Source organism: Pseudomonas sp. CFBP13509 (assembly GCF_005233485.1).
GTDB classification, from domain to species: domain Bacteria; phylum Pseudomonadota; class Gammaproteobacteria; order Pseudomonadales; family Pseudomonadaceae; genus Aquipseudomonas; species Aquipseudomonas marginalis.
Map to the genome: position 1 here is coordinate 232,979 of NZ_QGAA01000001.1, position 20,887 is coordinate 253,865.

The window sequence follows — 20,887 nt, forward strand, 5'->3', positions numbered from 1 at the left end:
GGTTGGGCTCCCGGTGTGGATCGAAAAGGCGCTGAGGTGGCGCCGAAGTGCTTGAAGATTAAGCCGGGGAAATCGGCCAAACAATCCGATAATCGACTCAGCGTTCGATTATCGAACGGATTGTTGGCAGGCTATCGATTGATCTCAGGTCGCATCCGCATGGCTGACCATGCCTTTGATGACCACGGCTGCTGTGGCCAAAGCGGCCGGAATGACCAGGGCGGTGAGCACCTGCTCGAAGTTCCAGCCCAGGCCGAGCAAGGTGGCGCCCATCCACGCGCCGAGGATCGCGCCGAAACGGCCGATGCCGAGCATCCACGACACGCCGGTGGCGCGGCCTTGGGTTGGGTAGAAGCGCGCGGCCAGGGACGGCATCGCCGATTGCGCACCGTTGACGCACATCCCGGCGACCAGCACCAAGGTGGCCAATAGGGTGATATTGCCCAGGCTCTGCCCGACCGCGTAGGCAAACACCCCGGCCAGCAGGTAGAAAGTGCCGATGACCTTGTGGGGATTGAACCGGTCCATCGCCCATCCCACGCCGACGGCACTCAATACGCCACCAAACTGGAACAGCGCGCCGATAAACGCAGCCTGCTCCATGCTGGCGCCGCTGTCGCGCATCAGGGTCGGCAGCCAACTGGTCAGCAGGTACACGATCACCAGGCCCATGAAGTACGTCAGCCACAGCAGCAAGGTGCCGACGCTGTAGGTGCCCGAGAAAATCACCGCGAACACGTTGCGCGCCTTGACGGTTTTTTGTTCGGGCACGCTGAAGGCGGTGGCCTGGGCAACAATAGAGGGTTCGATGGGCGACAGCGTTTTGCGCACCTTGTCGGTGCCTCGGTTGCGCACCACCAGGAAACGCGCCGACTCCGGCAGCCACAGCATCAGCACCACCACCAGGATCAACGGCAGGATGCCGCCGATCATCAACAAGGCGTGCCAGCCGAACGCCGGGATCAGCTTGGCCGAGATAAACCCGCCACCGGCCATGCCCAGGTTGAAACCACAGAACATGCTGGTCACCAATAGCGACTTGTGGCGTTCAGGGGTGTATTCGGAGAGCAGGGTCGTCGCGTTCGGCATGCCGGCACCCAGGCCCAGCCCGGTGAGAAAACGCAGCACCAGCAATTGATCCACGCTGCTGCTGTAGGCCGAGGCCAGGCTGAACGCACCAAACACCAGCACCGCGCCCACCAGCACAACCTTGCGCCCGAAACGGTCAGCCAACGGTCCGGAACCCAGGGCGCCGAATACCATGCCGATCAACGCAGCGCTCATCACCGGGCCAAGGCTGGCGCGGTCGATGCCCCAGTCCTGTGACAGCGCGGGCGCGATAAAGCCCATGGCGGCGGTGTCGAGGCCATCGAGGAAAACAATGAGGAAACACAGGATCACCACGCGCCACTGGTAACGGGACAGTGGCTGGGTGTTGATAAAGGACTGCACGTCCAGGGTGGTACCGACAGAAGGCTGATTCATTATTCTTATTCCACACCGATGGCGGGCCAACGGCCTGGGGCCGTCATTATTATTGGGGCGCCCTCAAGAGCGCTGCCGCACAGTAATAAGCCGGGGGAAACATCGTCAATTGATCAAGCGGGGATCTGTGCGGTCACCGAACACCTTAGGCAAACAACTGCGCACTCAACTCACGGCTGGCACTGAGCATGCTCGGCAGGAAACGCTGCTCCAGCTCGCTGCGGCTGACCCGTCCAGCGTGAGTACTGACATTGAGCGCCGCCAGCACCTGGCCGGACGCGTCATACACCGGCACGGCGATGGAGCGCAGGCCCTGTTCCAGTTCCTGGTCGACAATGCACCAGCCCTGCTGACGCACTTGTTGCAGGCATTCGAACAAGGCTTCAGGGGTGGTCAGGGTGCGGCTGGTCTTGGTTTGCAGGTCGGCATGGTCGAGGTAGTCCTGCAGCGAGGCGTCATCCAATGCCGCGAGCAGGATGCGGCCCATGGAGGTGCAATAGGCCGGCAACCGTCCGCCCACCGACAGGTCCACGGAAATCAGGCGCTGGGTGGTGGCTGAACGGGCGATGTAGAGGATGTCGTCGCCTTCGAGGGTGGCCATGTTGCAGGCTTCGTGCAGTTGCTCGCTCATACGGTCCAGATAAGGCTGGGCCGATACCGCCAATGGCGTGGAGGACAGGTAGGCATGCCCCAGGGTCAGGACTTTGGGCAGCAATGAATAGGTGCGCCCATCGGTGGTGGCGTAGCCGAGCTTGATCAAGGTATGCAGGCAACGGCGTACGGCGGCGCGGGGGATCTCGGTGCGGTGACTGATCTGGGCGATGGTCAGGTGGCGCTTGCGCTCCTGGAACGCCTGCACCACCGCCAGGCCGCGAGCCAGGGAGGTCATGAAGTCGGGGTCACCGGTAAACGCCTGGATACGCTTGGCCGGCGAGGCAACGATCGGCGGCGCCACTGACGCGAAAGAGTTGCGCAATTGATCGTTCATGCCAGGTTCCTTTCTCTTATTGTCAACCGCAGGGGATTGGGCTGCTATTACAAGCCGGGCCGGCCGTGATGCACAAGGCAGGCCCCGCAACATTGGGCGATTATCGGACAATCATGCGATTATCGCAATTTAGCGCTACGCCTGAGGGCGATCTATCAACCACGTCCCCGGCGATGTTAAGCCGTTAATTTAATAGCTTGTTTCCTTGTTGAGTTTATGACGCCAGAATTTCAGCAAATACTGACGCGTCGACGTAACAAAACACTCACACAAAGTTGACGCTTTTTAACTTTATGCCGATAGTGTTATTCAAATGCGCCGCTATAATGCATCCTGTGCGGAGGAGAGCCCGGTTTCATATTGAGGCTGGAACTCGCCAAACCATGCACAGGTCGTGCATGGACGATCGCAACTACCTGCCTGGAATGACCGCCCAACAGTGGCCTCCCGTTTTCATTCAAACTTGAACACTTCGTGGGTTCAAGTTGGAACAACCCGAGGGCGACATTCAGGCCAAACACTGCCATGTACTTACACCCAACTCAATTAGGTAACAACGTGACGAAAGATGAACTGCGCGCGGAACTTGAGCGCCAGGAGCAACGTTACAAGGACGTTTACGGCGGGGAAGTCACCACCTATGCCGCCCAGCCTGAACCTGAACGCAAACCATGGCGCAAGCGAGCCAGCCTGCTCGACCAGGCATTTGCCCAGGAAATCCAAAAGATTGAACAGGAACTCAAGGCCGAAGAGCCATAAGCGCTTCGGAGCGAGTCCAGGGCCCTGCCTGCAGCGATGCCATTTAGCCATCCTCCAGCCGACCTGAATCCCACCATCGTCTGTAAAATTTCATACAAATGTTTCAGGCATGACGATTTGGTGACAAAACCCTGTCCTTTCAGCCCTGGGCTTTATAAATCAAAGACTTGCCAAAGCCCCGAAAACCCTGGGATCGCCAGCTTTCGCCCATGGCGATTCGATGAAGATTGATACCGATGAGCAGCTAGTGCATCGATTACCGAGGTTTTCTGGCATAATCGCGCCCCCTTACGACCGGGTCAGAAAACCTTCATGATCGATTTATTCAGCGGACTGGATGCTTGGGTTCTCGTGAGCCTGTTGCTCGCCCTGGCCTTTGTCCTCGCCTTCGAGTTCATCAATGGCTTTCATGACACCGCTAACGCGGTGGCCACAGTCATCTATACCAAAGCCATGCCGCCGCATCTGGCCGTGTTCTTCTCCGGGGTGTTCAACTTCCTCGGCGTGTTGCTCGGTGGTGTCGGTGTCGCCTACGCCATCGTGCACCTGCTGCCCGTGGAGTTGCTGATCAATGTGAACACCGGCCATGGCTTGGCGATGGTCTTCTCGTTGTTAGCCGCGGCGATCACCTGGAACCTGGGCACCTGGTACTTCGGTATCCCCGCCTCCAGCTCCCACACCCTGATCGGTTCGATCCTCGGTGTCGGCCTGGCCAATGCCCTGATCAACGACATCCCCCTGGCTGACGGTGTGAACTGGCAGAAGGCCGTCGATATCGGCGCGTCCCTGGTGTTCTCGCCGATGGCCGGCTTCCTGGTCGCAGCCCTGGTGCTGATCGGCCTGAAATGGTGGCGCCCGTTGTCGAAGATGCACAAGACCCCGGACCAGCGCCGCAAGCTCGACGACAAGAAGCACCCGCCGTTCTGGAACCGCCTGGTCCTGGTGATTTCGGCCATGGCCGTGAGTTTTGTGCACGGTTCCAACGATGGCCAGAAGGGCATCGGCCTGATCATGCTGGTGCTGATCGGTATCGTGCCGGCGCAGTTCGTACTCGACCTGGGCAGCACCACCTACCAGATCGAGCGCACTCGCGACGCTACCGTGCATTTGAGCCAGTTCTACCAGCGTAACAACGCCACGCTCGGCGAATTCCTGGCACTGGGCAAAAGCGTGAAAGACGATCTGCCAGGCAAGTTTCAGTGCAACCCGCAGCAGACCGAGCCCACCATCAATGCGCTCGTCAGCACCTTGAAAGGTGTCTCCGACTACCACTCCCTGAACGCCGATCAACGTATCGAAGTTCGCCGCTACCTGCTGTGCCTGGACGACACCGCAAAGAAAGTTGGCAAGCTGCCAGGCCTTGATGCGCGTGAGAAGTCCGACCTCGACAAGCTACGCAAAGACCTGACCGCCACCACCGAGTACGCGCCGTTCTGGGTGATCCTCGCGGTCGCACTGGCCCTGGGCCTGGGCACCATGGTGGGCTGGAAGCGTGTGGTACTGACGATCGGTGAGAAGATCGGCAAGCAGGGCATGACCTATGCCCAGGGCATGTCGGCACAGATCACCACCGCCACGATGATTGGCTTTGCCAATATCTTCGCCCTGCCGGTCTCCACTACCCACGTACTGTCTTCCGGCGTGGCGGGCACCATGGTCGCCAACAAGAGCGGCCTGCAAGGTGGCACGGTCAAGACCATCCTGATGGCTTGGGTGTTGACCCTGCCTGCGACCGTAGGCCTCTCGGCCGGCTTGTTCTGGCTGGCCTCCAAGGCACTGGGCAACTGATAGCCAGGCGCTGACAAAAAAGGTGCGGCCTCTGTGAGGACCGCACCTTTTTTTATGGACCTGAAATGAACACCCAAAAAAAAGGGCGACCGAAGTCGCCCAAAATGCCTTGCGTGCTCATGTAACCCGGAAAGACCTAAGGTTTTTTACGCTTGTTCGCGTCTTTCCAGATAAAAAATCCAAACCCTACAAAAAACAGCACCATGAGGCTTACAGTCAGCACTCCGGCGAATACCACATTATCGATAAACATGACCGGCCTCCTGCACTTGCCTTGTTGCGATAGGGCTAAGTTAATGGAGAAGGCGGATTGAAAAATTGACGGGGATCAATGTCGCCCGCGACGGGGCGTAAAGAAGGGTAATAACTGACCTGCATCAATAGATGCAGGCCGTTTTAACGCTTTTTGGGTTTGTTCTTTGATTTTTTCTTGGCTTTGCCTAAAGGCATCGCCTGTTCAAACGCCTGGCGCACTTCATTCAGGCGCTTGTCATTCAGGTCATGCACGCGCTTGGCACGTTCGGCGTTCAGGTCGATCAGCTTGTCGTCATCACTCATGGCTTGGCTTACGTCGTGGCGAGTAAGGCTCAATAATGCGGACTCCTGCGCCCGACGGCAAATCAACCGGCGACAAAAGGCCGACCGACGCCCAAAATCGGCACTTTCCAACCACTCAAGGAGGCCCATTCAGGTGGCACTGCATAAGGATCTTCCGCCGCTGCTGGCCCTGCGCGCCTTTGAAGCCGTGGCCCGGCACTTGAGCTTTATCAAGGCAGCGCGGGAATTGTCGGTAACCCAGAGTGCCCTGAGCCATCAGGTACAAAAGCTCGAACAGCACCTGGGTAAATCGCTGTTTATCCGACGCACCCGCGCGATCGATCTGACCGCAGACGGCCAGCAGTATTACGCTGAAATCCGCCCAGCTCTTGACGCCATCGCCGTCGCAACCCGCGCCCAACGGCTGGTACCCAGCGCCACGGTGTTACGTGTCGGCCTGCTGGCGTCTTTCGCCACCCTGTGGTTGGCGCCGCGCCTGGCCGGTTTTCTCAACCGCTATCCGCATATTCAGGTGGAGTTGCTGCCGGCGATTCAACTGGCCAACGTCGCCGCTGCTGAAGTCGACCTGGCTATTCGCTACGGCAAAGGCGATTGGCCCGACGTGCAGGCCACGCGACTGATGCCGGAGGTGATCTCACCGGTGTGCAGCCCGGCATTCAAGGCCAGCCAAGTGCACAACGGTGCGCTGTTGATGGCCACTTCGCACCGGCCTTTTGAGTGGACGGACTGGTCTGGGCATTATCAAGTCGACCTCAAGCACCACCCGCGCGTCATGCTCCACGACTACAACATCGTGGTCGAAGCCGCAGTGGCCGGCCAGGGCATTGCCATGGGCCGTCATCGCTTGATCCAACGCAGGCTGGATGATGGCAGCCTGGTAGAAGCCTTCGATTGGCCGCCCTATCACAGTGAAATAGGCTACTGGTTGATTGCAGCGCAAGGCCCTGCCAGCGACGCCGCGCGGTGTTTCAGCGAGTGGTTGAAGGACATCTGCCGCGACACGTGAGTTATTTCGATACGTCGAATGAGATCTATCCGTTTGTCGACGCTCCCCCTGCCCCTCATGCTGAAACCTCCTGACCCCAGAGGATTCACCATGAGCGACTCCCTCCGCCACCGCGTGCAAGCCCTCGGCCTGACGCTGCCATCACCCAGCCAGCCGATTGCCAACTACATCAACCATGTGGTCAGCCAGAACCAGCTGTTTATCTCTGGGCAAATCCCGCTGATAGACGGCAAGCCTGCCTACGTGGGCCGCCTGGGCGAATCCCTCAGCGAGGAAGAAGGTGGCCAGGCCGCGGAACTGGCTGCACTGGGCTTGCTCGCGCAATTGAGCGATGCCCTGGGCGATGACCTGTCGCGTCTGGTGCGCGTCCTGCGCCTGGGGGTGTTTATCGCCAGCAGCAGCGACTTCCAGCGCCAGGGCGCCGTGGCCAATGGTGCGTCCAACCTGCTGGTGAATGCCCTCGGCGAAAAGGGCCGGCATGTGCGTACGGCAGTGGGTGTCTGCAGCCTGCCGGCCGGCGTGGCGGTGGAGGTTGACGGGATTTTCGAGTTGCAGCCGTGAGCCCGCTTGAGGTCCAACACCTGCGCGATGGCACTCCCGGCTGCCAGTCGGGCACCGTGCACTTCAACCCTGCCGGCGCCTCCTTGCCGAGCCAGGCGACCCTCGATGCCATCATCGGCCAACTGCAACGCGAAGCCCGCGACGGCCCGATGGAAGCCGGCGAACAGGGTGCCGTGCTGGTGGAGAAAGCTCGCCGCGCTGCCGCGCAGTTGCTCAACGCGCCCATCCCATCGATTGCCTTTGCCAGCAGCGGCTCGACCGCCTGGAGCATGGCGTTCCAGGCCTTGGGCCCGTGGCAGCCGGGCGACCGCATTCTGGTAGGACGCCACGAATGGGGCGGCAACCTGGCGAGCATGCAGTTGGCGGTGCAAGCCGGCGCGCGGGTGGACGTCATCCCCTGCGATGCCACCGGCGCGGTGTGCCCCGTGGCGTTGGAAGCCATGCTCGATTCAAGCGTAAAGCTCATCGACCTCACCTGGCTCCCCGCCAACGGCGGCCTGATCAACCCCGCCCAGGCCATCGGCGAAGTGGCCAGGCGTCATGCCATCGCCTACTTTATCGATGCCGGCCAAGCCGTCGGCCAGGTGCCGGTGGATGTGCAGGCGTTGCAGTGCGATGTGCTCAAGGCGGCCGGGCGCAAGCACCTGCGCGGGCCACGGGGGACGGCGCTGCTGTATGTGCGGCCGGATTTCCTCCCGCACTTGAACCCCGCCCAGCGCGACGTGTTTTCCGCCCCCTGGAGCGCCGACGGTTTCGACCTGCGCAACGACGCCCGGCGCTTTGAGACCAGCGAGGTGTCCTTTGCCCTGTTGGCAGGCCTGGGCAATGCACTGCAGGAGATGAATCAGCTGGGGATCGAGCGTGTGTGGGAAAAGGTCACGCACACCAGCAGGCGAATCCGCGAAGCATTGCGCGGGATTCCGGGTATTTCCCTGCATGACCTGGGCACGCTTCAATCGGGCTTGATCGCCTTCAACCTCGCCGGCTGGGACGCCTTCGAACTCAAACGGCAATTGGGATTGAAGCGGATCAACATCGGCGCCAACGGTGTGGCCTACACCCCGTTGGATATGCAGGCCCGGGGCCTGACCAGCATTGCGCGGATCTCCGTCAGCCCGCTCAACAACGATCACGACATCGAATTGCTGATGACCGCACTGCGGGAACTGCGGGGCTAAACCTCGACGTCCACCCACAAGCCCTGGCGCGGCGCATCTTCGATCAGCGGCACAACCGGTACGGTGTTGTCGGCATTGAGCAGGTCGCCCGGGATCGCCAAGTGCTGATCCGGGTCCTCATCGGCTTCGCGCCGGCGTTTCTGCTGTTCCTGCTGGCGGCGTTGTTCCTCGCGCAGCAAAAAAGTCGACTGCTCGGCATCGCCCTTTTTCAGGTCGATAGTGCTTTCGTTGGAGCCCGCTTGCACAGGGACCACGGGCGGAATATCGGGTTTCTGGCGGACCGGGTCGAGTTGCGACGTAACCGGTACGACGCTGACGGGCAGCATAGGTGGAAGCATGATAGTTGTTCTCCTGTCAGCAGGCTGTCGGCGGGCCGCGCGACGACTTGAGCGCAGGTTCGCCAACCTGTGACCCAGTCGACACTCACAAGTGCCCTCCACCCGTCGATTGCGTGCTCACCCGGCCGCCCAAACGGAGTAGTTTTTGTCAGAGTCCTTGGGCGTGGGGCCTTGTTCCGTTAACATAGTCGGCTTTTTCACGGCGGGAGTCAGGCAGCATGGCGCAGCAGTATCAACCGGGGCAACGCTGGATTAGTGACAGCGAAGCAGAGCTGGGGTTAGGCACCGTTCTGGCACAGGACGGCCGCTTGTTGACCGTGCTCTATCCGGCCACTGGCGACACCCGCCAGTATGCGCTACGGAATGCGCCCCTCACCCGTGTGAGGTTCTCGCCGGGTGACTCCATCACCCATTTCGAAGGCTGGAAAATGACCGTGCAGGAAGTCGATGACGTCGACGGCCTGCTGGTCTACCACGGCCTCAATGGGCAGAACGAGCAGGTCACCCTGCCGGAAACCCAGCTCTCCAACTTTATCCAGTTCCGCCTGGCCAGCGACCGTCTGTTCGCCGGGCAGATCGACCCGCTGGCCTGGTTCTCGCTGCGCTATCACACCCTCGAACACACCAGCCGCCAATTGCAATCCTCGCTGTGGGGCCTGGGTGGCGTGCGTGCGCAACCTATTGCCCACCAATTGCATATCGCCCGTGAAGTCGCTGACCGTATCGCACCACGGGTCTTGCTGGCGGACGAAGTGGGCCTGGGCAAGACCATCGAAGCGGGCCTGGTGATCCATCGCCAACTGCTGTCGGGCCGCGCCAACCGCGTACTGATCCTGGTACCGGAAAACCTGCAGCACCAGTGGCTGGTGGAAATGCGCCGCCGCTTCAACCTGCAAGTGGCGCTGTTCGATGAAGAACGCTTTATCGAAAGCGATGCCGCCAACCCGTTCGAAGACACCCAGCTGGCCCTGGTCGCGCTGGAGTGGCTGGTGGACGATGAGAAGGCCCAGGACGCACTGTTCGCCGCCGGCTGGGACCTGATGGTGGTCGACGAAGCCCACCACCTGGTCTGGCATGAAGACAAAGCCAGCCCGGAATACAGCCTGGTCGAACAACTGGCCGAGGTCATCCCGGGCGTGCTGCTGCTCACCGCCACTCCGGAACAGCTGGGCCAGGACAGCCACTTCGCGCGCCTGCGCCTGCTGGACCCGAACCGTTTCCACGACCTGCACGCCTTCCGTGCCGAAAGCGAGAACTATCGCCCGGTGGCCGAAGCCGTGCAGGAGCTGCTCGACAAGGGCCGCCTGTCGCCTGCCGCGCACAAGACTATCCAGGGTTTCCTCGGCAACGAAGGCGAAGCGCTGCTGACCGCCGTCAATGATGGCGACGCCGAAGCCAGTGCGCGCCTGGTGCGTGAACTGCTCGACCGCCACGGCACCGGCCGCGTGCTGTTCCGTAACACCCGTGCCGCCGTGCAGGGCTTCCCGGAGCGTAAGCTGCACGCCTACCCGCTGCCAAACCCGGACGAATACCTCGAGTTGCCCCTGGGCGAACACGCCGAGCTGTACCCGGAAGTCAGCTTCCAGTCGCAACCGGACATCGACGAAGAAAACCGCTGGTGGCGCTTCGACCCGCGCGTCGAATGGCTGATCGACCAGTTGAAAATGCTCAAGCGCACCAAGGTCCTGGTGATCTGCGCCCACGCCGAAACCGCCATGGACCTGGAAGACGCCCTGCGCGTGCGCTCCGGCATCCCGGCCACGGTATTCCACGAGGGCATGAACATCCTCGAGCGTGACCGCGCCGCTGCTTACTTCGCCGATGAGGAATTCGGCGCCCAGGTGCTGATCTGCTCGGAAATCGGCAGTGAAGGCCGCAACTTCCAGTTCTCCCACCACCTGGTGCTGTTCGACCTGCCGTCCCACCCCGACCTGCTGGAACAGCGGATCGGCCGTCTGGACCGGATCGGCCAGAAGCATGTGATCGAACTGCACGTGCCCTACCTGGAAACCAGCCCGCAACAGCGCCTGTTCCAGTGGTACCACGAAGCCTTGAACGCGTTCCTCAACACCTGCCCGACAGGCAACGCCTTGCAGCATCAGTTCGGCCCGCGCCTGCTGCCGCTGCTGGAAAACGCCGACGACAGCGAGTGGCAAGCCCTGATCGACGAGGCCCGTGCCGAGCGCGAGCGCCTGGAGCAGGAACTGCACACCGGCCGCGACCGCCTGCTGGAACTCAACTCCGGCGGTGCCGGTGAAGGCGATGCGCTGGTGGAGGACATCCTCGAGCAAGACGACCAGTTCGCCCTGCCGATCTACATGGAAACCCTGTTCGACGCCTTTGGCATCGACAGCGAAGATCATTCGGAAAACGCGCTGATCCTCAAGCCCAGCGAGAAGATGCTTGACGCCAGCTTCCCCCTGGGCGACGACGAAGGTGTGACCATCACCTACGACCGTAACCAGGCGCTGTCCCGTGAAGACATGCAGTTCATCACCTGGGAACACCCGATGGTGCAGGGCGGCATGGACCTGGTGCTGTCCGGCTCCATGGGCAACACCGCCGTGGCGCTGATCAAGAACAAGGCGCTCAAGCCTGGCACCGTGTTGCTGGAACTGCTCTACGTCAGCGAAGTGGTCGCGCCGCGCGCACTGCAACTGGGCCGCTACCTGCCGCCGGCGGCGCTGCGCTGCCTGCTGGATGCCAATGGCAACGACCTGTCTGGCCGTGTCTCGTTCGAAACCTTGAACGACCAGCTGGAAAGCGTGCCACGGGCCAGCGCCAACAAGTTCGTGCAGGCCCAGCGCGATCAATTCACACCGCGGATCAACGCCGGTGAAGAGAAGATCACACCGCGTCACGCCGAACGTGTGGCCGAAGCCAAGCGTCGCCTGGCGGCAGACACCGACGAAGAACTGGCGCGCCTGACGGCCTTGCAAGCGGTCAACCCGACCGTCCGCGACAGCGAATTGGTTGCCCTGCGTAACCAACGCGAGCAAGGCCTGGCCATGCTGGATAAGGCGGCGCTGCGACTGGAGGCGATTCGGGTGTTGGTGGCCGGTTGATTACCGCCCTGCCCTGTTAATAGAGGCCCGCGCACTGCGGGCCTTTTTTATTCACTTGAGAACAGCGTTGGCGTTGCGGGCCTCATCGGGGCATAGGTATCTACACAACTCTTAAAGGCTGACACATAACTCTGTGGTGAGCGGGGGCAAGCCCCCTCCCACAGTTGACCGCGTTGTCATGTCGGTCACCGATCAATGTGGGAGGGGGCTTGCTCCCGATGGAGTCACCGCAATTTCAAGCCGTCGCCGCCCCAGCCGGCACCTCAACAGCCACCAACCCCTCCTTCATCCGCTTGGCATCACGCACAAAACTGCGTGACGCCTGGAACAGGAACAACATGGTCAAGAACAACGCCACCGGAATCAGGTACATGGCGTCATGCAAGCCCACCGCCTTGTAAGCCTCGGTCATCTGCTCGGCCCCCGCCGCATACATCGCCGCATGGGCAAAGTGATCGGACAACCCGCCCACCACAATCGGCCCCATGCCTCCGCCCAGTAAGTACAAGCCGGCAAAGAACAACGCCATCGCCGTGGCCCGCAGGCGCGGCTCGACCACGTCCTGGATCGCCGTGTACACACAGGTGTAGAAGTTATACGCAAACAACCAGCCCACACTGAACAGCGCCACAAACACGCCGATCTCGATGCGCCCGGCATGCAGGGCCCAGGCTGTAGTGACGGTGGAGATGATCAGGCTGCACGCCGCAAACAGCAGTCGGCCATTGGCAACACGTTGATGGATCTTGTCGGCAATCCAGCCCCCCAAGGTCAGGCCCACCAGGCCGGTCAACCCGACGATGACGCCGGTGGCGACCGCCGCGTCCTGCAATGGCATGAGGAAATAGCGTTGCAGCATCGGCACCAGGAACGAGTTGCACGCGTAGGTGGCGAAGTTGAAGCACAACCCGGCCAGCACCAGCCACAGGAAGGTCGGTACGGCAAGCACGCGGCGAATCGGGCGATCAACACGCTCCTGGGAGACTTGTACGGCTTCGGCGGCGCCGCGCTTGGGTTCCTTGATATAGAACATGAACACCGCAAGGATCAGCCCCGGCACGGCGGCGATAAAGAACGGCGCGCGCCAGCTGTCGAACGCCTTGACCATCCAGCCGATGGTGAAGAACGCCAGCAACAGGCCCAAGGGCAGGCCCAGCATGAAAATCCCCATTGCCCGGGCGCGACGGTGCGCCGGGAACAGGTCGCCAATCAGCGAGTTGGCAGCCGGCGCATAGCTGGCTTCACCGATACCGATGCCCATGCGCACCAGCAAAAACGTCCAGAAACTGCCAACCAGGCCGTTGACCGCTGTCAACCCGCTCCACGCGAACAGGCCCCAGCCCATCAGTTTGCTGCGCGAGCCGGTATCGGCCAGACGCCCCAGCGGCAGGCCGGCAATGGCATAAACGATGGTGAAGGCGGTACCGATGATGCCGAGCTGGAAGTCGCTCAGGTGCCATTCCATGCGGATCGGTTCGATGATGATCGCCGGAATGGTGCGGTCGAAGAAGTTGAACAGGTTGGCGAGGAACAGCAGGAACAGAATGCGCCAGGCATTCGCCGCTTGGGTCGAGTTCTGCATGGGTCCGTCTCTTTTATTGTTATGAGAGCTGCGATGCCCGATGCATCCCGCCCGGTACCTGCAACATAGTCAGGCGAGCCGTGGTTGTCTGTAATGATTCGTAAAGCTGATAGGGCATGATTTCACCCGACAACACGGGACTTTGCCGACAAAAATATAAGTGCCTGCCCCCCTTCCCAACGGCCATGACCCGATTAGAATGGCGAGCCTTCCAGTAGTACCCCACTCTACTTTTCTTATCGATGACGCCCATGTCCGAAGCCAGTCCGTGTCTGAGTTGCGGTGCCTGCTGTTCACACTTTCGTGTGTCTTTCTTCTGGGGTGAGTGCGCCTCCTCGGGGGGGACGGTGCCTGATGACCTGGTGGTGCAGATCAACCCGACCCGCGTGGCAATGATCGGCACCGACCAGAAGCCCGCGCGCTGCTGCAGCCTTGAAGGCGAAGTCGGCAAAGGTACGAGCTGCTCGATTTATGAGCAGCGCTCAAGCCCCTGCCGGGAATTCGAAGCTTCATGGAGCCAGGGCGAGCAGAATGTCGATTGCGACGCGGCCCGCGCTGCGTTCGGCCTGCCGCCGTTACAAGCACCGTTCGAGTTGGAGTTGCCCATCAGCGCTTAGCACTAATTGCTATGCACGGCATGCCAAAATCATTCAGAGCAAAGTGCCATTATCGCTGGAAAATCCCGCGAGGCTTCTATACTCGACCTCATAGGTCATCGCCGTAGGCTGTGACGTGACGCTATGACGGGACATGCTATGGAATGGCTAGGTCTGCACTTTTTTACCGACCTCCCAGCGAACGGGCACTTATTACTCAATTGCAGTCATAACCCTTTTCTGGTGCTGCTGGCCTATCTGGTCGCCTGTGCGGCGGGGTTCGGCACCCTGGACATGGCCGAACGGGTTGGCCATGTCGAAGACCCTACCGCTCGCCGCCATTGGCGTTGGCTGGGTGCCGGTTGCCTGGCAGGGGGTATCTGGTCCACTCATTTCATCAGCATGCTGGCCTTCCAGGCCCCCATCGCGATTCACTACGACCTGCTCATGACGTTCGCCTCGCTGGTCATCGCCCTGATCGCCTCGTTGTTCGCCATGCAAACCCTCGGTCACACCAGACTGCGGTTTAACCAATACCTGCTGGCATCGCTGTGGATGGGCATCGGCATCGCCCTGATGCATTACGTCGGCATGTCGGCCATGCGTTCCCAGGCCCAGGCGTATTTCGAGTCGGGCCTGCTGCTCGCCTCGGTCGGCATCGCCATTGGCGCCAGCCTGGCCGCTCTGTTGTTGTCGAGCTACCTGCGTACCGGCGCCGGCGTCTTCCATCAACTGCTCAAATACGCTGCCAGCCTGATGTTGGGCGCAGGCATTATCAGCATGCACTTTACCGGCATGGCCGCCATGCAACTGATCGTCCCCACCGGCGCCGATCTCTCGTTACCACTGAACAATAACCCTATCCAACTGGGCCTGTCGGTCGCCGTGATCACCCTGCTGGTGATCGGCAGCAGCATCAGCGCCGCGCTGGCGGATAAGAAGCTGCAGCACAAGGAGCGCGACCTGCGTCGGGTCAACGCGCTGCTCAGCGAACTGGACCAGGCCCGCGCCTCCCTGCAACAGGTGGCTCATTACGATGCGCTGACCGGCCTGCTTAATCGGCGCGGCTTCAATCAGATTTTCGCGGAAAAAATCGCCGAAAAAACGGCTTCAAACGGCATGATGGCGGTTATTTTCCTCGATATCGATCACTTCAAACGCATCAACGACAGCCTCGGCCATGACGCAGGGGATCAGTTGCTCAGTGTTCTCGCCAGCCATATCAAAGGCTCCGTGCGCAGCCATGCGGACGTGGTCGCACGGTTTGGCGGCGATGAGTTCTGCATCCTGATCAGCGTTCACCACCGCGACGAAGCGCGACACCTGGCCCAGCGCATCATGCAGAAGATGAAGGACCCGGTCGAACTCGCCGGCCGTCGTATGGTGATGACCACCAGCATCGGCATCAGCCTGTTTCCCGAGGATGGCCTGACCTGCGAAGAGCTGCTCAAAAACGCCGACCTGGCGCTGTACCAGTCCAAGGACATGGGACGCAATGGCCTGAACTTCTTCAGCTCCAACCTGAAGACCCGTGCCTTCCTCGAACTGCAATTGGAAGAAGAGCTACGCAGCGCCCTGCGCGCCCAGAACCAGTTGGTACTGTTCTACCAACCGATCTTTGACATGAAGCTGGGCAAAGTCACACGCCTGGAGGCCTTGGTGCGCTGGCAGCATCCGCAACACGGGCTGCTGACCCCAGACCGGTTTATCGGAATTGCCGAAAGCAACGGGCTGATCGCCGAACTCGACCACTGGGTCTTGCGCCAGGCCTGTCATGACTTGAGCCTGCTCTCCGACCGAGGCTATACCGAACTGACCATGACAGTGAATTGCTCGGCCCTGAACCTGGCCCGCGATGAGCTGGCGGATGAGATCGAAGATGCGCTGCGCTTCAGCGGGATCAGCGCCAACCGCCTGGAGCTGGAAGTGACCGAAAATGCCTTGATGGGCAATATCAGCAGCACCCTGGCCCTGCTGCGGCAAATCCGCGCGCTGGGCGTGTCGCTGGCCATCGACGACTTTGGCACCGGCTACTCCTCCCTCGCCTACCTCAAGCGCCTGCCGCTCAACACCCTGAAGATCGATCGCTCGTTTATCCAGGACATTCCCAAGTCGACCGCCGACATCGAGATCGTCCAAGCGATTATCGGCATGGCTCACACCCTGCACCTGCAGGTAGTGACCGAGGGAGTGGAAACCCAGGCTCAGTTCGAACTGCTGCTCAAACACGGCTGTGATTTCGTCCAGGGCTACCTGTTGAGCCCGGCGGTGGCCGCCAGTGAAATAATTGGCGCAATGCAAGATATCGACATACGCAATCCGCTCTACCCATTCAGCGTGGCGGGCACCAAGGACACTCGCCCGGCGAAAGAGTCCTCCCCAGGCCGCTCCGGATCGACCTCCATCGTCAGGCCAATTCGCTGACGTCGAATCTTTGGCATTTCGCCATCATTTACCTAAAGATCGCCGACAAACGGCCGATTCATCAGAGTCCGGCCAGGTTTTTCCTGAGCACACAGGGTCAGCCTGAGCGTTCCGGACAAGGACGCACTGTAAAGTCGCGAACTCCCATTCCGTGATGGCCATTTGATACTTTTCAGCCATCCTCCCAGGCACATGGCGCACAATGACTTCTAAAAATAACCCAGCCACCGTGGTATCCGATGTGTTGCTCCCAGCTCCTGCGGACAAGCCCTCAGGTTCAAAGTCATTGAGCACCGCCCGCCCGCTGGCTACCCAGCAATACCTGTACTTCACCGAAACCAATACCGACCGCATCCTCGATAACCTCGACGGCCTGCGCGACATGGTGTTCCCGCGCCCGCCTCACCTGGAAGGCGACAGCGAGCAGCACAACGAGCAGGAATTCCCCTCGGTGTGCCTGATCGGCCTGGGCCGCTGCGGTTCGAACATCGCGCTGGACGTGGCGGAGCTGGTGTACAACGCGCGCAAGTTCTACCTCAACGAATTCAGCACCGAAGACAAATCCTTGGATAAGGGTTACAGCCCGGCCCAGTGGATTCGCAACAACCTGCGCCTGGGCGGCGGCAAGGCCAGCAAGCCGGTGTTCCTGGTGGAACCGCTGGTGATGCTCGGCGACCTGGACAAGGACATCGCCGGGCGTATCCGTTTCTCGCGCAAGGGCGAAAAAAGCGGCTTCCTGCGCGACTACAGCAAGATGAAAATCATGGACCTTTCCGAAGTCCATGCCGGTGGCGCCGGTAACGCGCCGATCCTCGGCCAGTACCTGGCCAAGATCATCCTCAACAAAGACACCCAGCGCTTTTCCAGCCCCGACTGGAAGATGATCCACTCGTACCTGATCGACTCCTGCGGCATCAAGGCCAACCAGTCGCGCCTGTACTTCTCGATCTTCAGCGCCGGCGGCGGTACCGGTTCGGGCATGGCCTCGGAATTCGGCCTGGCGCAGCAGCATTCGTACATGAACAAGACGTTCGACACCAAGCCCGCCGACGAGCACGACAGCAAGAGCGGTCACGCCTTCGTGTTCGAGCCGATCTTCACCAGCGGTATTTGCGTGCTGCCGAACATCTCCGACCACCGCAGCGAAATGTCCGAGGCGCTGCACATCAACGCCGGACGCTTGCTGTGCAAGTACCTGTCGGAAGAATGGGACTTCTCATACAACTTCGACAATGAAGACAGCAGCGAAGCCAGCGTAAAGGGGCGTATCCGGCCGTGGAACGCGATGATGCTGATCTCCAACGACATCATGCGCTACGCCGAAGAGAGCGATGACGGCAATATCCAGAACATTGACGTCAATGCCATGGAAAAACACGCCAACCAGTACATCTCCCAGCAGATCTTCAACATCCTCACCGCCCAGGCCGTGACCACCGACTACGACCAGAACTACTTCCGTCGCGCCGGCATCGACATCGGCGAAACCATCCGCCTGGACGCCAATGACCTGTTCATGAGCCTGGCCGGGCCGGTGGCGATTGCCTACGCCGAATCCGTAGTACCGGAAACCCCGGCGCCGTCCAATGACAAGTTCAAAGTCTTCGAGAAAGAGCCCCAGCGCCTGAACATCGATGACCTGTTCTTCCGCTCCATCGACCTGCCGCATTTCAACAAGGTCACCCAGGCCATCGAAGGCATCAGCCTGTTGCCGATCGAGTCCAAGCGCTACAAGGCGTCCCTGGAGCAATACAAGAACTCCGGCTACGATGCGGCGGCGCTGCATGACCTGCACTTTTTCAAGAACTGCTCGTCGGTGGTGTCGATCGTCTCGCTGCCCAAGGACTATAAGCTGTCCTACATGGACCTGAACCGGCTCAAGACGCACCTCAACAGCCTGTTCCCCAACACCACCCTCAAGCGCTATGCCCTGGTAATCGGCGCGTCCGCCAACCTGTCGCTGACCACCCTGATCGCCAAGAGCCCGTGCCTGTCGGATGACTTCCTGACGCTGATCGTGGCCTTTATCAAGCGTTGCTTTGCACGCAACCCGTACCGCTTCGACGACACCCTGGACAACTCGATCCTGGATTTCATCATCCACGAGGACTTCGACGAAGACCGCATCGACGAGTTGCTCAACGAGTTTGAAAACCCGGCGAAGATCCTCGATACCAACTGGTACGCGATCAAGCCGATGTATGAGAAGAAGTACCGCGAGTTGATCAACGACAAAGAGAAGTTCGTGTCGATCAATGACATTCGCCTGTCACGGGATTGCGTGAAGAAGGCGATCAAGTACCTGCGCGAGATTTATCGTCACAGGATCGGCAAGACCAAGGTTATCTCGTTGAACAACCATACCGGCAAGACCGGCTGACTTGAGGGGATGCCATCGCGGGCAGGCCCGCGATGGCGCTTTCAGTAACGACCAGATTCCACCTCATTGGCACACCCGGAAACAATTCCCCAGGCTTTCGGCGCGGCCTGAAACTGTTCCCGTGACGTGCACGTCACCCTTGGCTGTGACCTTTCTCCACGGCAAGATGCCATCACGCCGACAGCGGTTACTCCACTACACACTTCTTCGCGCGAAAAACACGCACCTTTTTAGTGCGGGCTTTTCTTACCCTGCCCTTTCCTGGATCAGAATCCACGGGGAAACCACCACCGCCCATAAGCTCGGATCGCGCTCCACCAGGTCCAATGCCCGCGGTGCAGACACTTCGCCAAGGCTGCCCGCAGCCAGCCAGGCAGCGACTTTGTCGCGATTGTCCTCGGCCATTCCCTCGGCGGCTTCGATCAAATCCAGGCTTGGGTCGACCCACAATAGGGCACCTTTGGCAAAGAACGGTTCAAGCTCTTTCCAGGAGATTTCGGCGGTTTCACCGAGCAGCTTGGCATAGAGGGTGCTAGGTTCTTGCGTCATGGGAGTTCACCTGAAGAAAAAATCGGCGCAATCATAACGTCACGCTTCAGGCAGAAAAACCCAGTTGCAAATGCGTTATCGATTGAAAGGGTCAGGAAAGCCAAGGAATGCGCGAGAGTCAGGCATTACCCCCGCCGCAATTCTGTCTTTTTCTTTCATTTAAGCGACACCCCCGGGGTTTGCCCCCGGCAGCCAGCTTTTCAAGCGATCAACCGGCGCTCTACACTGTACCGGTACAGTTGCCAGGCGGTTGCCGGGGGGATATCCGAGATATCCGATCCGGTTCAGCAGCTCACAAGGCCGCCAGAACTATAAAAAATACAACAGTAAGAGTGGAGCACTATGAATAAGGCTACTAAGCAGATTTCCAAACTGTTTGCCGCTATGGTCCTGGCTGGGGTTGCCGGCCATTCGTTCGCAGCCGACACCATCAAGATCGGCATCGCCGGTCCAAAGACTGGTCCTGTAACGCAATACGGCGACATGCAATTCATGGGTGCCAAGCAGGCCATCGCCGACATCAACGCCAAGGGCGGCGTCGACGGCAAGATGCTCGAAGCCAAGGAATACGACGACGCCTGCGATCCTAAACAAGCCGTGGCCGTAGCCAACAAAGTGGTCAACGACGGCGTCAAGTTCGTGGTCGGTCACCTCTGCTCCAGCTCCACTCAGCCAGCGTCCGACATTTATGAAGACGAAGGCGTGATCATGATTACCCCGGCAGCCACCAGCCCGGAAATCACCGCCCGTGGCTACAAGCTGATCTTCCGCACCATCGGCCTGGACAGCGCCCAGGGCCCGGCAGCCGGCAACTACATCGCCGACCACGTGAAGCCGAAAATCGTTGCCGTCCTGCATGACAAGCAGCAATACGGCGAAGGCATCGCCACCGCCGTCAAACAGACCCTAGAGAAGAAAGGCACCAAGGTTGCCGTCTTCGAAGGCCTGAACGCCGGCGACAAAGACTTCTCCTCGATCATCCAGAAGCTCAAGCAAGCCAACGTCGACTTCGTCTACTACGGCGGCTACCACCCGGAGCTGGGCCTGATCCTGCGCCAAGCCAAGGAAAAAGGCCTGAACGCCAAGTTCATGGGTCCGGAAGGTGTCGGCAACGACTCCATTTCGCAAATCGCCCAGGGCGCTTCCGAAGGCCTGCTGGTGACCTTGCCTAAATCCTTCGATACCGACCCGGCCAACAAGGCCATCGTTGAAGAGTTCGCCAAGAACAAGCAGGACCCAACCGGTCCGTTCGTGTTCCCGGCCTACTCGGCCATTGAAGTCATCGCCGGCGGCATCAAGGCCGCCAAGAGCGAAGACACCGCAAAAGTGGCCGAAGCCATCCACGCGGGCACCTTCAAGACCCCTACCGGCGAGCTGAGCTTCGACGCCAAGGGCGACCTGAAGGACTTCAAGTTCGTGGTCTACGAATGGCACTTCGGCAAACCAAAAACCGAAGTTTCCCCTCAGTAAGCCAGGCGTTACTGGTCCAACAAGCCCACTGTGAGAGCAGTGGGCTTTGTTTTACGAGGTTTATGGGCCTGTCACCCGCGATCCGGGCGCTGGCTCACCTGAAAATCTTAAAACCGTCACCAGCGGTTCGCTGGCAAACGCTTTGTGCAAATGTGCTCAC

17 protein-coding genes are annotated in these 20,887 nt (G+C 60.1%); 10 read left to right on the forward strand and 7 right to left on the reverse strand.

Annotation, left to right across the window (positions count from 1 at the left end; all coding sequences use genetic code 11):
* Window positions 1-144: 144 nt before the first annotated feature.
* Window positions 145-1,485, reverse strand: a complete 1,341-nt coding sequence (locus PspCFBP13509_RS01170; protein WP_065947329.1) for an MFS transporter — start codon at window positions 1,483-1,485, stop codon at window positions 145-147.
* A 145-nt stretch (window positions 1,486-1,630) separates the two neighbouring features.
* Window positions 1,631-2,473 (reverse strand): pca regulon transcriptional regulator PcaR, encoded by an 843-nt coding sequence (gene pcaR / locus PspCFBP13509_RS01175; RefSeq protein WP_025855315.1) that lies wholly within the window; start codon window positions 2,471-2,473, stop codon window positions 1,631-1,633.
* 558 nt (window positions 2,474-3,031) lie between these two features.
* On the opposite strand from pcaR, the gene PspCFBP13509_RS01180 reads away from it, so the two are divergent.
* Together PspCFBP13509_RS01180 and PspCFBP13509_RS01185 are read left to right on the forward strand one after the other, a co-directional pair.
* Window positions 3,032-3,232 (forward strand): hypothetical protein, encoded by a 201-nt coding sequence (locus PspCFBP13509_RS01180; RefSeq protein WP_003172389.1) that lies wholly within the window; start codon window positions 3,032-3,034, stop codon window positions 3,230-3,232.
* A 312-nt stretch (window positions 3,233-3,544) separates the two neighbouring features.
* Window positions 3,545-5,020, forward strand: a complete 1,476-nt coding sequence (locus PspCFBP13509_RS01185) for an inorganic phosphate transporter (RefSeq protein ID WP_065928286.1) — start codon at window positions 3,545-3,547, stop codon at window positions 5,018-5,020.
* A 136-nt stretch (window positions 5,021-5,156) separates the two neighbouring features.
* Here the strand turns inward: PspCFBP13509_RS01185 and ccoM are convergent, their stop codons facing one another.
* On the reverse strand, window positions 5,157-5,273 hold the full coding sequence (gene ccoM / locus PspCFBP13509_RS32010; RefSeq protein ID WP_017530457.1) for a cytochrome c oxidase subunit CcoM: 117 nt from the start codon (window positions 5,271-5,273) through the stop codon (window positions 5,157-5,159).
* 143 nt (window positions 5,274-5,416) lie between these two features.
* Window positions 5,417-5,611 carry a hypothetical protein gene (locus tag PspCFBP13509_RS31410; RefSeq protein WP_131697188.1) on the reverse strand — a complete coding sequence of 65 codons (195 nt, stop codon included), beginning with the start codon at window positions 5,609-5,611 and terminating at the stop codon, window positions 5,417-5,419.
* Between the two features lie 100 nt (window positions 5,612-5,711).
* On the opposite strand from PspCFBP13509_RS31410, the gene PspCFBP13509_RS01195 reads away from it, so the two are divergent.
* The 3 genes from PspCFBP13509_RS01195 (at window position 5,712) to PspCFBP13509_RS01205 (ending at window position 8,323) form a co-directional block, all read left to right on the forward strand.
* Window positions 5,712-6,584, forward strand: a complete 873-nt coding sequence (locus PspCFBP13509_RS01195) for a LysR substrate-binding domain-containing protein (protein WP_137211457.1) — start codon at window positions 5,712-5,714, stop codon at window positions 6,582-6,584.
* 90 nt (window positions 6,585-6,674) lie between these two features.
* Window positions 6,675-7,145, forward strand: coding sequence for a RidA family protein (locus PspCFBP13509_RS01200; RefSeq protein WP_074844295.1), 471 nt, complete (start codon window positions 6,675-6,677; stop codon window positions 7,143-7,145).
* Window positions 7,142-8,323, forward strand: a complete 1,182-nt coding sequence (locus PspCFBP13509_RS01205) for an aminotransferase class V-fold PLP-dependent enzyme (RefSeq protein WP_137211458.1) — start codon at window positions 7,142-7,144, stop codon at window positions 8,321-8,323. The genes PspCFBP13509_RS01200 and PspCFBP13509_RS01205 overlap by 4 nt, the downstream gene beginning before the upstream one ends.
* Here the strand turns inward: PspCFBP13509_RS01205 and PspCFBP13509_RS01210 are convergent.
* The gene (locus PspCFBP13509_RS01210) at window positions 8,320-8,661 is read right to left on the reverse strand and encodes an aspartate-semialdehyde dehydrogenase (protein WP_065926412.1); all 342 of its coding nucleotides are present in this window, start codon (window positions 8,659-8,661) and stop codon (window positions 8,320-8,322) included. The genes PspCFBP13509_RS01205 and PspCFBP13509_RS01210 overlap by 4 nt on opposite strands.
* 218 nt (window positions 8,662-8,879) lie before the next feature.
* Here PspCFBP13509_RS01210 and rapA point away from each other — a divergent pair, with 218 nt between their 5' ends.
* Complete coding sequence (gene rapA, locus PspCFBP13509_RS01215; protein WP_137211459.1) at window positions 8,880-11,726, forward strand: RNA polymerase-associated protein RapA; 2,847 nt, start codon at window positions 8,880-8,882, stop codon at window positions 11,724-11,726.
* 235 nt (window positions 11,727-11,961) lie between these two features.
* Here the strand turns inward: rapA and PspCFBP13509_RS01220 are convergent, their stop codons facing one another.
* On the reverse strand, window positions 11,962-13,308 hold the full coding sequence (locus PspCFBP13509_RS01220; RefSeq protein WP_065947325.1) for a spinster family MFS transporter: 1,347 nt from the start codon (window positions 13,306-13,308) through the stop codon (window positions 11,962-11,964).
* A gap of 251 nt (window positions 13,309-13,559) precedes the next feature.
* On the opposite strand from PspCFBP13509_RS01220, the gene PspCFBP13509_RS01230 reads away from it, so the two are divergent.
* From PspCFBP13509_RS01230 to PspCFBP13509_RS01240, 3 genes are all read left to right on the forward strand, one after another.
* A complete protein-coding gene (locus tag PspCFBP13509_RS01230; protein WP_027604417.1) occupies window positions 13,560-13,925 on the forward strand; it encodes a YkgJ family cysteine cluster protein in 366 nt (121 codons plus the stop codon).
* A gap of 138 nt (window positions 13,926-14,063) precedes the next feature.
* Window positions 14,064-16,328 (forward strand): putative bifunctional diguanylate cyclase/phosphodiesterase, encoded by a 2,265-nt coding sequence (locus tag PspCFBP13509_RS01235; protein ID WP_137211460.1) that lies wholly within the window; start codon window positions 14,064-14,066, stop codon window positions 16,326-16,328.
* Window positions 16,329-16,530: 202 nt separating this feature from the next.
* Window positions 16,531-18,708, forward strand: a complete 2,178-nt coding sequence (locus PspCFBP13509_RS01240; RefSeq protein ID WP_074844292.1) for a hypothetical protein — start codon at window positions 16,531-16,533, stop codon at window positions 18,706-18,708.
* Window positions 18,709-18,954: 246 nt separating this feature from the next.
* Here PspCFBP13509_RS01240 and PspCFBP13509_RS01245 read toward each other — a convergent pair whose 3' ends face one another.
* On the reverse strand, window positions 18,955-19,257 hold the full coding sequence (locus PspCFBP13509_RS01245) for a DUF2288 domain-containing protein (protein WP_065926417.1): 303 nt from the start codon (window positions 19,255-19,257) through the stop codon (window positions 18,955-18,957).
* Window positions 19,258-19,599: 342 nt separating this feature from the next.
* Here PspCFBP13509_RS01245 and PspCFBP13509_RS01250 point away from each other — a divergent pair, with 342 nt between their 5' ends.
* Entirely contained in the window at window positions 19,600-20,727 is a 1,128-nt protein-coding gene (locus PspCFBP13509_RS01250) for a branched-chain amino acid ABC transporter substrate-binding protein (RefSeq protein ID WP_027604422.1), read from the forward strand.
* Window positions 20,728-20,887: the final 160 nt, after the last annotated feature.

Bases quoted from the DNA above. Each gene is read 5' to 3' on its own strand.
- PspCFBP13509_RS01170 (WP_065947329.1), bottom strand. From the start codon at position 1,485: ATGAATCAGCCTTCTGTCGGTACCACCCTGGACGTGCAGTCCTTTATC.
- pcaR (WP_025855315.1), bottom strand. From the start codon at position 2,473: ATGAACGATCAATTGCGCAACTCTTTCGCGTCAGTGGCGCCGCCGATC.
- PspCFBP13509_RS01185 (WP_065928286.1), top strand. From the start codon at position 3,545: ATGATCGATTTATTCAGCGGACTGGATGCTTGGGTTCTCGTGAGCCTG.
- ccoM (WP_017530457.1), bottom strand. From the start codon at position 5,273: ATGTTTATCGATAATGTGGTATTCGCCGGAGTGCTGACTGTAAGCCTC.
- PspCFBP13509_RS01200 (WP_074844295.1), top strand. From the start codon at position 6,675: ATGAGCGACTCCCTCCGCCACCGCGTGCAAGCCCTCGGCCTGACGCTG.
- PspCFBP13509_RS01210 (WP_065926412.1), bottom strand. From the start codon at position 8,661: ATGCTTCCACCTATGCTGCCCGTCAGCGTCGTACCGGTTACGTCGCAA.
- rapA (WP_137211459.1), top strand. From the start codon at position 8,880: ATGGCGCAGCAGTATCAACCGGGGCAACGCTGGATTAGTGACAGCGAA.
- PspCFBP13509_RS01220 (WP_065947325.1), bottom strand. From the start codon at position 13,308: ATGCAGAACTCGACCCAAGCGGCGAATGCCTGGCGCATTCTGTTCCTG.
- PspCFBP13509_RS01230 (WP_027604417.1), top strand. From the start codon at position 13,560: ATGTCCGAAGCCAGTCCGTGTCTGAGTTGCGGTGCCTGCTGTTCACAC.
- PspCFBP13509_RS01235 (WP_137211460.1), top strand. From the start codon at position 14,064: ATGGAATGGCTAGGTCTGCACTTTTTTACCGACCTCCCAGCGAACGGG.
- PspCFBP13509_RS01240 (WP_074844292.1), top strand. From the start codon at position 16,531: ATGACTTCTAAAAATAACCCAGCCACCGTGGTATCCGATGTGTTGCTC.
- PspCFBP13509_RS01245 (WP_065926417.1), bottom strand. From the start codon at position 19,257: ATGACGCAAGAACCTAGCACCCTCTATGCCAAGCTGCTCGGTGAAACC.
- PspCFBP13509_RS01250 (WP_027604422.1), top strand. From the start codon at position 19,600: ATGAATAAGGCTACTAAGCAGATTTCCAAACTGTTTGCCGCTATGGTC.